The 15,137-nt window shown below is 59.9% G+C and carries 14 protein-coding genes and 3 pseudogenes; 10 read left to right on the forward strand and 7 right to left on the reverse strand.

What is annotated here, in order from left to right; all coding sequences use genetic code 11:
- Positions 1-3: 3 nt before the first annotated feature.
- Both ACOYXI_RS12235 and ACOYXI_RS12240 read right to left on the reverse strand, forming a co-directional pair.
- Positions 4-1,521: an amidase family protein gene (locus ACOYXI_RS12235; RefSeq protein ID WP_461674890.1), complete on the reverse strand. Its 1,518-nt coding sequence runs from the start codon at positions 1,519-1,521 to the stop codon at positions 4-6.
- Between the two features lie 112 nt (positions 1,522-1,633).
- On the reverse strand, positions 1,634-2,710 hold the full coding sequence (locus ACOYXI_RS12240; RefSeq protein ID WP_461674891.1) for an MBL fold metallo-hydrolase: 1,077 nt from the start codon (positions 2,708-2,710) through the stop codon (positions 1,634-1,636).
- 215 nt (positions 2,711-2,925) lie between these two features.
- On the opposite strand from ACOYXI_RS12240, the gene ACOYXI_RS12245 reads away from it, so the two are divergent.
- The 5 genes and pseudogenes from ACOYXI_RS12245 (at position 2,926) to ACOYXI_RS12265 (ending at position 6,979) form a co-directional block, all read left to right on the forward strand.
- Positions 2,926-3,534 (forward strand): TetR/AcrR family transcriptional regulator, encoded by a 609-nt coding sequence (locus ACOYXI_RS12245; RefSeq protein ID WP_282412778.1) that lies wholly within the window; start codon positions 2,926-2,928, stop codon positions 3,532-3,534.
- Between the two features lie 156 nt (positions 3,535-3,690).
- Positions 3,691-4,740, forward strand: a complete 1,050-nt coding sequence (locus tag ACOYXI_RS12250; protein ID WP_461675564.1) for a diguanylate cyclase — start codon at positions 3,691-3,693, stop codon at positions 4,738-4,740.
- A gap of 289 nt (positions 4,741-5,029) precedes the next feature.
- Positions 5,030-5,713: pseudogene (locus ACOYXI_RS12255) on the forward strand (PAS domain-containing protein); the annotation flags it as partial.
- 108 nt (positions 5,714-5,821) lie between these two features.
- A pseudogene (locus ACOYXI_RS12260) lies at positions 5,822-6,259 on the forward strand (methyl-accepting chemotaxis protein); the annotation flags it as partial.
- Between the two features lie 186 nt (positions 6,260-6,445).
- Positions 6,446-6,979 (forward strand): DUF1003 domain-containing protein, encoded by a 534-nt coding sequence (locus ACOYXI_RS12265; RefSeq protein WP_135296379.1) that lies wholly within the window; start codon positions 6,446-6,448, stop codon positions 6,977-6,979.
- Here ACOYXI_RS12265 and ACOYXI_RS12270 read toward each other — a convergent pair whose 3' ends face one another.
- The gene (locus tag ACOYXI_RS12270; RefSeq protein ID WP_027612611.1) at positions 6,980-7,921 is read right to left on the reverse strand and encodes a LysR family transcriptional regulator; all 942 of its coding nucleotides are present in this window, start codon (positions 7,919-7,921) and stop codon (positions 6,980-6,982) included.
- Positions 7,922-7,973: 52 nt separating this feature from the next.
- Between ACOYXI_RS12270 and ACOYXI_RS12275 the strand changes: the two genes are divergently transcribed.
- Both ACOYXI_RS12275 and ACOYXI_RS12280 read left to right on the forward strand, forming a co-directional pair.
- Positions 7,974-8,675 carry a CTP synthase C-terminal region-related (seleno)protein gene (locus ACOYXI_RS12275; RefSeq protein ID WP_461674892.1) on the forward strand — a complete coding sequence of 234 codons (702 nt, stop codon included), beginning with the start codon at positions 7,974-7,976 and terminating at the stop codon, positions 8,673-8,675.
- A complete protein-coding gene (locus ACOYXI_RS12280; RefSeq protein WP_134787146.1) occupies positions 8,672-8,986 on the forward strand; it encodes an antibiotic biosynthesis monooxygenase family protein in 315 nt (104 codons plus the stop codon). The genes ACOYXI_RS12275 and ACOYXI_RS12280 overlap by 4 nt, the downstream gene beginning before the upstream one ends.
- Positions 8,987-9,190: 204 nt before the next feature.
- Here ACOYXI_RS12280 and ACOYXI_RS12285 read toward each other — a convergent pair whose 3' ends face one another.
- Positions 9,191-9,517, reverse strand: a complete 327-nt coding sequence (locus ACOYXI_RS12285) for a DUF2025 family protein (protein WP_095137098.1) — start codon at positions 9,515-9,517, stop codon at positions 9,191-9,193.
- A 222-nt stretch (positions 9,518-9,739) separates the two neighbouring features.
- On the opposite strand from ACOYXI_RS12285, the gene ACOYXI_RS12290 reads away from it, so the two are divergent.
- The 3 genes from ACOYXI_RS12290 to ACOYXI_RS12300 all read left to right on the forward strand — a co-directional run bounded on the left by ACOYXI_RS12290 (position 9,740) and on the right by ACOYXI_RS12300 (position 12,645).
- Positions 9,740-10,864: a glycerophosphodiester phosphodiesterase gene (locus tag ACOYXI_RS12290; protein ID WP_461674893.1), complete on the forward strand. Its 1,125-nt coding sequence runs from the start codon at positions 9,740-9,742 to the stop codon at positions 10,862-10,864.
- A gap of 138 nt (positions 10,865-11,002) precedes the next feature.
- A complete protein-coding gene (locus ACOYXI_RS12295) occupies positions 11,003-11,308 on the forward strand; it encodes a PepSY domain-containing protein (protein ID WP_007917758.1) in 306 nt (101 codons plus the stop codon).
- A gap of 161 nt (positions 11,309-11,469) precedes the next feature.
- On the forward strand, positions 11,470-12,645 hold the full coding sequence (locus ACOYXI_RS12300; RefSeq protein WP_210558849.1) for a GAF domain-containing sensor histidine kinase: 1,176 nt from the start codon (positions 11,470-11,472) through the stop codon (positions 12,643-12,645).
- A 126-nt stretch (positions 12,646-12,771) separates the two neighbouring features.
- Here ACOYXI_RS12300 and ACOYXI_RS12305 read toward each other — a convergent pair whose 3' ends face one another.
- From ACOYXI_RS12305 to ACOYXI_RS12315, 3 genes and pseudogenes are all read right to left on the reverse strand, one after another.
- On the reverse strand, positions 12,772-13,218 hold the full coding sequence (locus ACOYXI_RS12305; RefSeq protein ID WP_096795042.1) for a hypothetical protein: 447 nt from the start codon (positions 13,216-13,218) through the stop codon (positions 12,772-12,774).
- A gap of 110 nt (positions 13,219-13,328) precedes the next feature.
- Positions 13,329-14,096, reverse strand: a complete 768-nt coding sequence (locus ACOYXI_RS12310) for a methyl-accepting chemotaxis protein (RefSeq protein ID WP_371921119.1) — start codon at positions 14,094-14,096, stop codon at positions 13,329-13,331.
- 165 nt (positions 14,097-14,261) lie between these two features.
- A pseudogene (locus ACOYXI_RS12315) lies at positions 14,262-14,951 on the reverse strand (methyl-accepting chemotaxis protein); the annotation flags it as partial.
- Positions 14,952-15,137: the final 186 nt, after the last annotated feature.

The raw sequence follows: 15,137 nt of genomic DNA on the forward strand, positions 1-15,137 counted from the left end.
TGATTACTTGAACGCAGGGTGCCGCAGCTCGGCCGAGGCTTGTTCATAGCTGTAGGCCATGGCGAACAATTGCGGCTCGCTCCATGCTTTGCCGAAAAAGAACACGGACGTGGGTATACCGTTAGCGCTCATGCCCGATGGCAGGGTTACCGCCGGATAACCAGCCACTGCGGCAGAAAATTGCGAGTAACCATCCGCTTCGGCAACCATTGCGTCGAGGTTGTGTTCGCGTAGTTGCTCGTCAATGGCGTCCTTGAAGTTTTTGCTGATGCTCAAGATCAATCCGCTGGCCTGTTCGTGAGTCATGTCCAGCGCATTCATCGCTTCGAGCGTGGCCTGCCCATAGCCCTCTTTGCCGGGATTGAGCTGATTGAAGTCGATCAGGTCCTGCAACGACTGGATCGGCAGACCGGAACGGCTGACGAGATATTCAGCCAATTCGTATTTCATCGCGCCCATCAGACCGGGTACGAAATTATCGATATCAGGTAAACGAACGGTCACTGGCACGAGCGTCGCACCTTGTTTCTCGAGCGTGATTATTGCCTTCTGAAACTCCACTCCAGGGGTCAGCGTCACACCGCCCGTTCCTTCGTATGCGACGGGATAACCGATACGCTTGCCTTGCAGGGCATCGTTTGCCAGCAGCGCCGTGTAGTCGATTCCTGTCGGGGCGATCGATGTCGCGGAGTCTGCCGCATCCGTGCCTTGCAACACGTTGAACATCATCGCCGCGTCACGCACAGTCCGTGTCAAAGTGCCTGGGGTGTCTTGCAGACGGGTGATTGGCACCACCCCGGTGCGACTGAACAGACCCAAGGTGGGTTTGACGCCGATTACGCCATTGGCCGATGCCGGGCAAGTGATCGAACCGTTGGTTTCCGTGCCCAAGGAGATCGGCGCGAAACCGGCAGCCACGGCAGCGGCCGATCCAGAACTGGAACCGCAGATCTCCTCGCTCAGTGCATGTGGGTTTTTCCCTTGCCCACCACGTCCGCTCCAACCATGGGGCAAACCCATTTCCCGCACATAAGCCCATTCACTCATGTTGGCTTTACCCAGAATAATCGCGCCGGCATCCCGCAGCTGTTTAACCACAAAGGCATCGTTGGCTGCCGGCTGGCCGACCATGGCCAAGGAGCCGGCGCCGGTTTGCAGGCTGTCGGCGGTATCAAAATTGTCTTTGAGCAGTACCGGAATACCATGCAACGGACCACGCGACAGCCCCTCGTTACGCTCGTTATCCAGCGCGGTAGCTATTTCGATGGCTTGTGAATTCAGTTCGACGATGGCGTGGATAGCAGGGCCTTGCCTGTCCAGGTCGGCAATTCGCTGATGGAAGTGTTCAACCAGTTCAACAGCAGTGAGCTCATTGTCGGCCATCATTTTGCTGAGTTCACTGACGCTGGCGTAATGAAGATCAGTGGCCGAATGGGCACTGGCAGCGACTCCTGTCGCTGCCAGTGCGACCAATATGGATTTCGTCAGCGTATTCACGCGACGTTTGAAGAAATGCGTCATGTCTATCGTCCTTGTTTAGGCTAATCACGAGTGATTCATTCACTCGCGACCAAGCCTACCGAGGACATAGGAAAGAGCTGTCAGCCAGCTGGACTACCGACAGTAGGAAAAGTCATCCCGACTTGTAGCCGCTACCAGCAATTGGGGCGTTTTCCGACACATCCTGCTCCATATTCAGCCACCACGTGTGCCCCCGCTGCGGCTGCATCAAATTAAACGCCTCGCCCATTCGCGGCGTGGTAATCGAAACACTACGCTCCCAGGCCAGCGCCAGAATCCGGTCAAACGGTTCATGCCAGGCGTGCATCGCCAAGTCGAAGGTGCCGTTGTGGATCGGAAACAGCCAACGGCCCTTGAGGTCGAGGTGCGCCTGCAGGGTTTCCTCGGGTTGCATGTGCACGTGCGGCCATTCGACGTTGTAGGCGCCGGTTTCCATCAGGGTCAGGTCGAACGGGCCGTACTGTTCGCCGATGCGTTTGAAGCCGTCGAAATAGCCGCTGTCGCCACTGAAGAAGATTCGCGTATCGCCGTCGATCATCACCCACGAGGCCCACAGGGTGCTGTTGCTGTCGAACAGGCTGCGGCCGGAGAAGTGCTGCGAGGGAGTGGCAACGAAGCGGATGCCGGCGATTTCGGTGCCCTGCCACCAGTCGTACTGGCGAACTTTACTGGCGTCGATGCCCCATTTGATCAGGGTGTCGCCGACGCCAAGCGGGGTCAGGAAATAGTTGGTTTTGGCTGCCAGTTTCAGCACCGCCTGGTAATCGAGGTGGTCGTAATGGTTGTGCGACAGGATCACCGCTTCGATCGGCGGCAACTGGTCGATGCTGATCGGCGGCTGGTGAAAACGTTTCGGGCCGGCCCATTGCACGGGCGAGGCACGCTCGGCGAAGACCGGGTCAGTGATCCAGAATTTGTCGCGCATTTTCAGCAGCAGGGTCGAGTGGCCGAGGCGGTAAACGCTGTGATTCGGTGCTGCCAGCAGGTCTTCACGGGTCAGCGGTTGCACCGGGATCGCGGCGGCGGGACGGGTATTGCGGGGCTTGTTGAAAATCATGTTCCACATGATCCGCAGCATCTTGCGCCCACCTTCGCGTTGCACCGGCGCATGGTTACGGAACAGCCCTTGATCCTGGCGAGAGGCTTCAGGCGTGGAAGTTTGATCCGCAGAAAAATCTGGATTGGCCATGACTGAGAGACTCCAGAAAAACCGCGCAATTCACGGTTTTTCACGGTGGGACGATAAATGGCCAAGGCACGCACGCATCAGCCGAACTGTCTGTTTTTAGGTTGCGCGGATTAACGCAACATTACACTGGGCGGTGTAGTTTCTAGGTTGCATGAAACGTGATGACAAGTAAACTGCCAAGTGTAATTCCACCCCTTCTCTGCCGAAGCGTACTTATGACAGTTCCACAACGCCTCACCGACCGCAAACGCGAAGCCATCATCCAGGCGGCAATTGCCGAATTCCGTGCCAACGGGTTCGAGGTCACCAGCATGGACAAAATCGCGGCCACCGCCGGGGTGTCGAAGCGCACGGTGTACAACCACTTTCCCAGCAAGGAAGAGCTGTTCGCCGAAATTCTCAACCAACTCTGGGCACGGATTACCGACGAGCAAACCGTGGCCTATCGCGCGGATCAGCCGCTGCGCGAGCAACTGCTGCCCATGTTGCTGGCTAAACTGCAGATGATGGCCGATGACAACTTTCTCGGGCTGGCACGGGTGGCGATTGCCGCCACCATCCATTCCCCGGAGCGCGCGCAGGACATGGTGGCGCGCATGGGCGAGCGCGAAGAAGGTCTGACGGTGTGGATTCGCGCGGCACTGGCGGATGGTCGACTGAAAACCGTGAACGCAGAATTCGCCGCGCAGCAGGTGCAAGGGCTGTTGAAGTCGTTCGGTTTCTGGCCGCAGATTTCCATGGGCCTGCCGCCGCTGGATGCAGACACGCAAAAAGCCGTGGCCGAGTCGGCCATGGAGATGTTTCTGGCCAGATACCAGCTCTAAACCGGCCCTCTCCTGCGCCCCGCTACGATTAAATGGCTCGGAAGGACACTGATTATTCCCGTTGGAATAAATGACAATGTCCGACAATTGACCGACGAACGGTCAACCTGAAAAAACACTTCAAAGTATTTCAGGATGAATCTGGCGCAGGACATCATGGAAAATCAACGCGGCAAAGGCTTGTCATTCGCCAGACGCATTTATCTGCCCAGGATCATCGGTCTGGGTGTCGGCTTTTTCAGCGTCGCGGCCGCGCTGTATCCGTTGCACATGCCGACCTGGCTCTGGGCGCTGCTGGTGTTCAACGGTTTTATCTGGCCGCATCTGGCCTATCAGGTTTCGACCCGCTCGACCTTCCCCTACCATGCCGAACGCCGCAACCTGTTGTACGACTCGTTGTGCGGGGGCTTCTGGACCGCGTGCTTTCAGTTCAATCCGCTGACCACCGTGACCATCCTGTCGATGATGACCATGAACAATGTCGCCGCCGGTGGACGACGTCTGTTCCTGCTCGGTGCCCTGGCCCAAGTGGCCGGCGTACTGCTGGGCTGTTTACTGTTCGGCTTCAAGTTCAGCCTGACGATGACGCAAATCGAGGTTTGGGCCTGCCTGCCGATGCTGACCTTGTACCCCTTGGCCCTGGGCATGGTCAGTTACCAACTGGCGATCAAACTTGCACAACACAAACGTGCACTCAGAGACCTGAGCCGCACCGACAGCCTCACCGGGCTGCTCAATCACGGCGCCTGGAAGGATCTGCTCCATACGCGTTTCACCCGGTGCCGAGATAACAACACCCAGGACATTCTGGCGCTGATCGACATCGATCATTTCAAGACCATCAACGACAACTATGGGCACATCGTTGGCGACGCCGTGCTGCGCGAGTTGAGCCAGGCACTCAAAGGGCTGCTTGCCGAAGGTGAACGGGCCGGTCGTTATGGCGGCGACGAGTTTTGCCTGATCCTGCCCGACCAGCCACTCAATAAAGCCGAGGCGCAAATGGAACGATTGCGTCAGGCGCTGGATCAATATCGGCACCCGGATGTGCCAGAGCTGCACGTCAGCCTGAGTATCGGTCTGGCCCGGTTTCAGCCGTCGTACAGCGACGCGGTTGCCTGGCTGGATGACGCCGACAAAGCGCTGTACACCGCCAAGCACACGGGACGTAACACCATCAGCGTGGCGCTGAGCAGTCCGGGCTAAGAAGACGCCCGCGCCCTCAGCCTTGAAAAAACTGATTTGCAATTTCTTGTACAACTCAAAGCAGTTTGTATAAGATCGGCTCGTCAGCCTGGATGCTGGCACTTTGCAGTCAATGGCAAATGCTCATCCAGCATTTGCTCTGCCAGCGCGGAAACAGGGACACAAACCTCGTCTTTCCCTACTTCCAGGTACTGCCCCTATGTTTTTCAAACGCCACCAGTCCGAACTCAACGACCTTCAACACACCATCACCGAACAGAACGGCCTGCTTGAAGCGATCAATCGCTCCATGGCGGTGATCGAGTTCGACCTTGAAGGCGTAGTGTTAAAGGCCAATGACAACTTCCTCAAAACCATGGGTTACCGCGCCGAACAGGTGATCGGCCAGCCGCATCGCTTGTTCTGCACCGCGGAGTTTGGCCGCAGCGCGCAATACACCGAACTGTGGTCGCGCCTGAAAAACGGCCAGTTCCAGTCCGGTACCTTCGAGCGGATCAACAGCCAGGGCCAGCCGGTCTGGCTGGAAGCCAATTACAACCCGATCAAGGATGCGTCGGGACGCGTGGTCAAAGTGGTCAAGTTCGCCATGGACGTGACGACCAAGGTTCAGCAGGAAAGCGAGGCCAATGCCAAGCTGCAGGCGATCGACCGGGCAATGGCGGTGATCGAATTCGACCTCAACGGCGGCATTCTCACCGCCAACCAGAATTTTCTGACGCGCATGGGTTACACGCTCGCTGAACTGAAGGGTAAACATCACCGCTTGTTCTGCCGCGCGGAGCTGGTCAACAGCAGCGCCTACGAGGATTTCTGGCGGCGGTTGAATCAGGGTGAGCTGTTTCAGGGTCAGTTCGAACGCGTCGACAAGCGCGGCCAGAGTGTGTGGCTGGAGGCCAACTACAACCCGGTATACGACGCTGCCGGGCGGTTGTGCAAAGTGGTGAAATTCGCCACGGACGTCACCGCCCGCGTCGAGCAGCACGAGCACGATGCGCGCAGCGCCAGCGCTGCTTATCACATCTCGGTGGAAACCCGGAAAGTCGCCGAGCAAGGCACTCAGGTGATCCAGCAGGCGGCCAGTGAGATGCGCGAAATCGCTGACGATATCGCGCAGTCATCAACGCTGATCGCGCAACTTGGCGAACGCTCGGAGCAGATCACGGCGATCGTCAACACTATCCGCGCGATTGCCGACCAGACCAATCTACTGGCGCTCAACGCGGCGATTGAAGCGGCGCGCGCCGGGGACCAGGGGCGCGGGTTCGCGGTGGTGGCGGACGAAGTGCGGCAACTGGCGGCGCGTACCAGCGGCTCGACGGCGGAGATTTCCAACATGATCGGCCTGATCCAAAGCGAAACCCGTCAGGCGATCAAGAGCATGGAAGGCACTCGCGGGCGGGCGGCGCAAGGCGTTGAACTGGCGGATCAGGCCGGCAGCGTGATTCTGCAGATCCGCGATGGCGCCAGTGAAGCGGTGCAGGCGGTGAGCATGTTTGCCAATGAGCGGGCGCCGGGCTGAGAGACTTGCCAGGGTGAAAGACCGCGTCGTCTCTTTCGCGAGCAAGCTCGCTCCCACAGGTTCTGGGTTGATCACAAGTTAAGTGATCGACTCAATCCCTGTAGGAGCGGGCTTGCTCGCGAAAGGGCTATAAGCCTCGATGCAGGACTATAGTGACCTTCAGTCCCAAGTCCTGCCGAGCCCATCATGACCACAGAAAAACCCGAAACGCCCACCACCGCCCCCGTCGACCACCTGCGCTTCCACCGCCCCCACGCCCACCTCAACACCACCTTCGGCAACGACACGTTCGCCTTGCGCGCTGAGGCCTTCGCGCGATTCTTCGGCACGCCGCTGTTCCTCGGTGCGCAAACCGTGATCGTCGCGGTGTGGATCGGTCTCAACGTGTTGGGCGTGACGCAGTTCGACGTCTACCCGTTCATCCTGCTCAACCTGGCGTTCAGCCTGCAAGCCGCCTACGCCGCGCCGTTGATCCTGCTGGCACAAACCCGGCAAGCCGCGCGGGACAAGGCGCAATCGGACGCCGACGCGCAACACCGTGAAGCGCTGGCCGTGGCCAACAGTGAGCGCCAGGCTCAGGCTGCGCAGACCACCGCGCAACTGCTCGAACTGCTGGAGCAGAACACCCGCCTCACCGAAATGACCAAGAGCCTGACCGAGCGCATCGAAGGCCTGACCCGCGAACTGCATGCGCACATCTGCCAGAACCCGCAACGCTGATCACGGCAACCGCAGTGCCCGCCCCAGTTCATCGAACAGCGTGACCACCGAGCGCAACGCCCGGCAGTCCGGGCGGGTCAGCAGCCACAGCGCGGTGTCGTAACCGTGCAACGGTTCGCTGAGAGCCTGTAAACCTTCGGTAATGAGAAAGTCCGGCAACGCCGCCACACCGAGTCCGCCGCGCACCAGTTCAGTCACCGAGAGCATGCTGTTGCAGCGATAAGCCGGGGTCACGCCGGGCAACTGCTGACGGCGCCAGGCGACGGTCGGGTGATCCGGCAGAAACTCGTCCGGGGCGATCCATGTCAGCGCCGCCAGATCCGTCGCATCGACGTTTTGCAGATAACGCGCACTGGCGCAGACCCGGTAGGAAATCTTCGCCAGTTGCCGTCCGACCAGATGCTCTGGCGGCGTACGCGTCAGGCGCAGGGCGATGTCGGCATCGCGGCGGTTGAGGTTGGCGAAATCGTTGGAGGTGCTCAGCTCGAGAGTCAACGCCGGATAGTTCGGCATGAACTGCGCCAGCGCCGGCAACAACAGCCCTTGCAGCACCGAATCGGTACACGTCAGGCGCACCGTGCCGCTGACCACTTCACCGCCCTGCTCGACACCAATCCGCGCCGCTTCCAGTGCCTGTTCGGCGCGCTCGGCCTGCTCGGCCAGAGTCTGCGCGAGGGTGGTTGGCAGGTAACCGGCTCGGCTCTTTTCGAACAATTGTTGACCCAGCGCTGACTCCAGACGACGTACCGCGCGAAACACCGTCGACACATCTACCCTGAGCAGCTGCGACGCCCGGGCCAGAGAGCCGCCGCGCACCAACGCAAGGATCAGCGCCAGATCCGGGTAATCGAGTCGATAGTGCGTCGCTGCATTGATCACTTGGGGAAACGCCAATATTGAGTGCGTGAACGCCAATCTATAGTGAGCCCCGGTGATCGACAACTGCACACCCTCACCACAGAGGTTCATCACTCACTCAAATCAAGGAAATCCCATGGACGCCATTTCCATCGCCCTGATCGGCGATCACGATCCGCAAGTCACCGCCCACCAGGCGATCCCCGTTGCCCTTGGCCTGATCGCCGAACAGAGCGGCCGCGATGTGCAATTCGCATGGCTGCCCACCGAGCAGATACACGCCGACACTGCGCTGTATCACTTCGACGGGTTCTGGTGCGTCCCGGCCAGCCCCTACAAAAGTGAGGCCGGTGCACTCAGGGCCATCCGTTTTGCCCGCGAACAACAGCGCCCTTTCCTCGGCACCTGCGGTGGTTTTCAGCATGCGCTGCTGGAGTTTTCCCGCAATGTGCTGGGCTGGGCCGATGCCGAGCATGGCGAAACATCACCGGATTCACCGCGAGCCGTGCTCACACCGCTGACCTGTGCGTTGGTGGAGGCGGTGGACAGCATTCATCTGGTCGCCGGTTCGTTGATCGCCAAGGCGTACGAAACGTCCGAAATTTTTGAAGGCTATCGCTGCCGATTCGGGGTGAATCCGCGGTTCGAACGAGAGTTGCTGACCCATCGGCTACACGCTGTCGGCCATGATTCGGCGGGCGACTTGCGCGCGATCGAATTGACTGACCATGTGTTTTTTGTCGCCACATTGTTTCAACCAGAACGTGCGGCGCTCAAGGGCCTGGTTCCGCCACTGGTGCGGGCGTTTGTCGAAGCATGTGCGGAGCAACATCCATGAAGCCGAACGAGCCTTGCTTTGCGGTGATTTTCACCTCCACCCGCACCGAGGGTGACAACGGTTATGCCGCGGCCTCCGAGCGCATGATGGAGTTGGTCAGCGAGCAACCGGGATTTCTCGGCATTGATTCGATTCGTGGAGAAGACGGGGTCGGGATCACCATTTCGTACTGGCAGAGCGAGGCGGCGATTCTGGCCTGGCGCGAGCATCCCGAGCACCGGGTGATTCAGGCGCGCGGCCGGGCGCAGTGGTATTCGAAGTTTCAGACCCGGGTGTGTCGGGTGGAGCGCGAGTATCGGTTTGGGCAGTGACTTTGACGGCGCGCTGACTGGCCTCTTCGCGAGCAAGCTCGCTCCCACAGGTACCGCGCTTGGGCTTTGAATTGGGTGGTGTTCTCACCGGCCTCATCGCTGGCAAGCCAGCTCCCACAGGTACAGCGTGATCTTCAGAACAACTCAAAACCTGTGGGAGCGTGGCTTGCCCGCGAAGAGGCCAGTACCGTCAATACAAAAACTTCAACCCTTCACCAGACTGCGCACCGCCACAATCTCCGGCACCTCAACCTTGCTCATGTACACCCGCAACGGCTCACTGATGTTGATCCGGTCATCGATGTTCTGGTCCAGCAACAACTGAATCAGCTCTCGCTTCAAGGTCATGGTCGTCTCAGAGGCCGGCGCCCAGACGAATTCATTCACAGGAATGATGCCGTCATCGGCGACGTCCATGCCGAACGAATCTTCGCTGAAACGCACGATGTACTGGCCGGTCTTGCGGTTGAGACCGACGAAACCTTTGAGGTCATCGGCGGCCTGACAGATGAGTTGGGAAGTGATGCGCATGGTAAACCTCACGAAAAATCATCGATGGTTTACACGCAGGGCAACGAAATCGGCGCGCCCTCTGCCGGGGCGTCTGCCGAGGGCAAGCGTACTGCAAACCGCGCCACAAAAGTGCAGGAAAAATCGCTTTTAATACGTTTATGTCGGTCTGGCGATAGCACCCAATCGATTCAGTTGTTAAAAGGTACGTCTTTGAAAATGCCCTGCGAAAGGAACTCGAACATGCCCGCCACTTTCACCAAAAGCGCCCTCATGCTGAGCCTGATGCTCGGTCTCGGCCAGGCCCACGCCGCCCAGACTGACGTCAACGCGCTTGCCGCCGCCCATGGCATCCCGCATCCAGCCGTGATCGCTCACCGTGGCGCGTCCTTTGATGCACCGGAGTCCACCGCCGCCTCCTACAAACTGGCCCGCGACCTCGGTGCCGACTACCTGGAAATGGATTTGCAGCGCAGCAAGGACGGCGTGCTGTTCGCCCTGCACGACAACAACCTGCAACGCACCACCGACGTCGCGACCAAATTCCCGGAGCGTAAAGACAGCCCGGCCACCGCCTTCACCATGGCCGAACTGAAAACCCTCGACGCCGGCAGCTGGTACAACAAGGCTTACCCGGATCGCGCGCGTCCGTCCTACGCCGGGCTGAAAATCCTCACCCTCGATGAAATCATCGACATCGCCCAGGCCAACCCGAAACACAAGCCGGGTCTTTACATTGAAACCAAGGAGCCGCAGCTGTTTCCGGGCATCGAGCATGACCTCAAAGAGAAGCTGCAAGATCGCGGCTGGCTGAGCCCGGCCGGTTCGAAACTGGCGAAAAGCGAGTTGGCCGTCGGCCAGGGCAAAGGCAAGGTGAGCCTGCAGACTTTCGAGAAGAACAGCCTCGAACTGCTGCAAAAGGAAATGCCGCAAGTGCCGAAAATCCTGCTGCTGTGGGTCGGCGAAGGCAGCATCGAGCCGAAATCGAAGGTGACCTTTGCCGAGTCCGGCGAGAAGGACAAGAACGTGTTCTACGGCAAGCAGGAGCCGAAGTCCGAAGCCGAATTCAAGCAATGGGTTGATTTCGCCAAGTCGCAGGGCGCCATCGGCACCGGCCCTTCGGCCAGGCTGACCAAGGGCGGCGACCAGAGCTATTCGGATCTGGTGCAACCGTGGATGAGCCAGTACACCCACGATCAGGGCATGCTGGTGCACGTCTACACCGTCGATGAGCCGGTGGATTTCGAGAAAGTCATGGCGGCGGGCGTTGATGGCATCTTCACCAACCGCGCCAGCGAACTGTTGAAGTTCTACAAGCGCCCGGCCAGTGCCAGTGTTGATCAGGTGTTGAAGAACAACGGGTTCTGATCAGCAGACCGGGTTGTCCGCATCGCGAGCAGGCTCGCTCCCACAAGAGCGCTGCACGCGATGTGGGGTTTTAAGGGTGAATTAAGTTGCGGTGGTTAACCTGAGCCCACTTCAACGAACAACCCAAGGAATGACCCGATGAAAACATTGACTGCCCTGTTTACCGCCGCTGCCCTGACCCTGACTGCTGGCCTGGCCCAAGCCGATGTGCGTGTCGACCAGATCCCTGAGTTGGTCAAATCCGGCAAGATCAAGTCGCTGGAGTCGATGAACGCCGAAGCGCTGAAACTGCACCCGGGTGCGACCATCACCGACACCGATCTGGATAACCACTTCAACGGTTACGAGTACGAAGTCGAGCTGAAAACCGCCGATGGCAAAGAGTTCGACGTCGACTTCGACGCCACCACCGGCAAAGTGCTGAGCAACAAGCAAGACACCTGATACACCGCCAAAGCAAAGCCGCACGATCAGCGATCGTGCGGCTTTTTTGCGTCCGTTGCCCGGCGAATCACGCGGATGCAGCCTGAAGGGATGCCAAAACCGCCATCAGACCGCTAGTATGGCGAGCATCAGATAAACGATTGCAGCCGAGAGCGATGGGCATGGGGCAGACAGCGGCAGCAGACATCGCGACAATCGGACGGATCAGCGCGGTTCCGGCGATCCTTCAAGTGATCCGCGAACTGACCGGCCTGCGCTTTGCCGCCGTGGCGCGGGTTACCGAGGATTCGTGGACAGCCTGCGCCGTCCTCGATCAGCTGGATTTCGGCCTGCAGGTTGGTGGCGAGCTGGATGTGGTCACCACGCTGTGCCACGAAATCCGTGCTGCGCACACCTCGGTGGTGATCGACAAGGCCAGCGAAGACCCGCTCTACCGCGATCATCACACCCCGCGCCTGTACAAATTCGAGAGTTATATCTCGGTGCCGGTGTTCCGCACTGACGGACGGTTTTTCGGCACGATCTGCGCGCTCGATCCGAACCCCGCGCAACTCAAGTCCAGCAGCATCCAGAGCACCATGGAGTCGTTCGCGCGGATGCTCGCGTTGCAGATCGAAGCCGAGGAAAACGCGCAGCGCACCGAAACCGCGTTGTTGCAGGAGCGCGAAACCGCCGAGTTGCGCGAACAATTCATCGCCGTTCTCGGCCACGACTTGCGCAACCCGTTGTTCGCCATCAGCGCTGGCGCCGAAATGCTTCTGCGCAAGCATCCGGATCCGGCCATCGAGGTGCGGATACGCAATATCCTTGGCAGTGCGCAAAGGGCGACACGGTTGGTGGATGACGTGCTCGACTTTGCTCGCGGACGGTTGGGCAAGGGTATTCCGGTGGATATCCAGCCCTGCGCGGATTTGACCGAAGCCGTGCAACAAGTGGTGACGGAGATTCGCAACGTGCATCCGCAGCGCACGATTCGTGCGTCCATCGGCGACTTGCAGGGCTTGCCCTGTGACCGCGCGAGAATTGCTCAACTGCTGTCGAACCTGTTGGCCAATGCCGTGGCCCATGGCGACCCGGAGGGCGACATTGAGGTCATCGCGCAAGTCGAGCACGGTGCGCTGATGCTGGGGGTGAAGAATCAGGGGCATATTCCCGAGGCGATCCTGCCGCACCTGTTCCAGCCTTACTCGCGCCCGACCGGCAGCGCGCCCCAGGCCGGGCTCGGTCTGGGGCTGTACATCGCCAGCCAGATCGCCCAGTCCCACGGCGGGCATTTGCATGTGGCGTCCACCGCACAGAGCGGCACGCTGTTCACCTTCAGCCTGCCCACAATCTGAGACACACCACAAATCCCCTGTGGGAGCGGGCTTGCTCGCGAAGGCGTCGTGTCAGTCAATATTTTCGGTGACTGAAACACCGCATTCGCGAGCAAGCCCGCTCCCACAAAAGTATTGCGGTGATGCTTAAGCCGAAGTGCTGACCAACGACCCCGAGCTGCTCGACCCGGAATCCTGCAACGCCTGCAACAACGCCGCCGTGGCCGTCTGCAACGAAGCCGAAGTGCTGGAGATTTGCGACTCGGCGGACGCCACGTCGGCAGCCTTGGCATCCGCGTCTTCCTGCTTGGCCTGAGCCGCTTGCAGCGCTTGCTGTTGCTCCTGCAATTGCTTTTGCAGCTCGGCGATCTGCTTGCGCAATTCTTTCACCGAATCCGACTCACCGCTGCTGTCGGAACTGCTGTCGCCCGCCGGAGCCGCGCCCCCGCCAGCCGCCACTTTGCTGGTATCGGCGCTGACGCCCGCGCTGCTGGTTGCAGGGGTCGAGGTGTCGTCACTCGCGTCGCTGATCCTGGTCTTGCTGGTGGCGGTGCTGACGGTCTGATTGATCGAAACAGAGGTGATGCTGACCATGGGAGGGCTCCAATGCCGGTTATAGATAACCGGCCATCGGCGGCACTCGCACGGATTTGAGATCGACTGTGTACCGACTCGGTAACCGAACCGGTACACGTCGGCGGACGTCAGGCGCTCAGGCGCGCGGTGACTTCATTGAGTTGCCCGGACAGGCCATGCAGGTTCTGGCTGGCGCTTTCGGTGCGCTGCACGCTGTTGAGGTTGGTGCTGGCGATGGACGTGATCTCGGTCAGGTTGCGCGAGATGTCTTCGGCCACCGAGGTCTGCTCTTCGGCGGCGGTGGCGATCTGGCGGTTCATGTCGCGGATCGCTTCCACGGCGTGGGTGATGCGCTCCAGCATCGCACCGGCCTGAGTCACTTGCTCGACGCTTTCGTCGCTGCGCGCCTGACCGCTTTCGATCGCTTGCGCAGCGTCCACGGCACCGGTCTGCACGTTTTGAATGATCTGGTTGATCTCGATGATCGACTCGGCCGTACGCTGCGCCAGATTGCGCACCTCGTCAGCGACCACCGCAAAACCGCGTCCGGCTTCACCGGCCCGCGCCGCTTCAATCGCCGCGTTAAGCGCCAGCAGGTTGGTCTGCTCGGCGATGCCGCGAATCACTTCCAGCACCTTGCCGATGCGGCCGCTGTCGCTTTCCAGACGACGAATCACTTCAGCGGTGTTGGCAATTTCGCCACGCATCTTAGTGATGGTGTGGATGGTGCCCTGCATGACCTTTTCACCCTGCTGGGCAGACTGGTCGGCATCGTCGGCGGCGCGCGCCGCATCCGCCGCGTGACGGGCGACTTCCTGGGCAGTGGCAGACATTTCGTTCATCGCCGTGGCCACCTGATCGGTGCGGTTGAACTGCTCGTTGGTGCCCCCGGCCATGGTCGTGGCGATCGCATTCAGTTCGCCGCTGGCGCTGTCCAGATCACTGGCGCTGCGTTGCAGATGAGTGAAGGTTTCGGCGAGGAAATCACGCAGGGTATTGGCCGCGGCGGCAAGGTTGCCCAACTCGTCCTGACGGTCGTTGGCAACGCGTTCGGCGAGGCGCCCACGGCTCAACTGGGTAACGTAATCGATCAGCTTGCGGATCGGCTCGATCAGGTTGCGGTTGACCAGCCACAGGCTCAGCAAGCCGATCAGCAGACCCGAGCCGAGCATCACCAGTATCCCCAGCAGCACGGTGCTGTCAGCACTAGCGCTGATCTGCGCCGACTGTTCGGTGCCCTGCTTGCGCAACTCGGCGACCAGTTCGCTCATCTGATCGCTGGTGGCGCGGTCCACGCCTTTGACGGCGCTGTCGCCAGCCGTTGGATCGGCACCGGCAGCGACGTAGGCATCGCGGCCCTTCTGGTAAGCGCTGCCGAGTTGGCGGTGCTCATCACGCAAGCGTTCGATGCGGGATTTCAGCGCCGGCTCAAGGCCTTTCTGCCCGGCCAGTTCACCGAGAATATTCTGCACATCGCGCTGACGATCTTCGAACTGGCTCCAGTACTTGGCCAGGTCCGCCGGTTGCTTGCCGCGCAGCAAGACGTTTTTCCACTCCTGCACCTGCACTTTGAATTGCAGGTTGGCCTCGTCAATCAATTGTGAGGTGTGCAAGGGGCCGGCGATCAACTGGCTGTAGTTCTGCACGCCGTTGGACAGGAAATGAAAGCAGGCCAGTGCGATCAACAGCATCGCCAGCAGGCTGCCGCCCAGTAGGGCGAGAATTTGTGCTCTCAAGGATTTTTGCAGCATCGCGAGATACTCAGGACAGGGATGAGGCACGCCCGGTAAGGCGTGGAATTTTGCCGGACATCCGTGTCGGCGAGCCTTGGCTCATGGCCAAGCGCGCGCAACGCAACCCAAGCGTGATCGGCGTACCAGAGCGCTTCTTGAAGAAAATCCGACCATTGGTAGGTGAATTAAGAGACTGTGATCGAC

The sequence above is a fragment of the Pseudomonas sp. G3-19 genome (assembly GCF_054855875.1).